The organism is Pseudomonas sp. PME37.24/006, assembly GCF_055556635.1.
On sequence record NZ_JBVHNL010000172.1, the window covers coordinates 1 to 261 of the forward strand.

General features: G+C 68.2%; 1 protein-coding gene. It reads left to right on the plus strand.

Annotated features, from left to right (window positions below; translation table 11 throughout):
- On the plus strand, positions 1 to 261 hold a 261-nt coding region (locus ACZ3GY_RS24290), incomplete at both ends, for a DUF1275 family protein (protein ID WP_465912334.1).

Sequence of the window (261 nt, forward strand, 5' to 3'; positions counted from 1 at the left end):
CCTCCATGGGTGTCCACAGCGCCATCAGCCGCCTGCTGCTGGCGCACCTGGCGCCGACCTCGCTGATGACGGGCAACGTCACGCAAGTGGTGATCGACGTGGTGGACATGCTGCGCGGCGCGGCCGATGCCGGTACCACCGAGCGCTGCATCAAGTTCGTGTGGCCGGTGCTGTCGTTCGGCGCGGGTGCCATCGCCGCCGCCTTCGCCTATCATGCCATCGGCTTTGCCGGGCTGATCGTGCCGGTGCTGATCCTGGTGG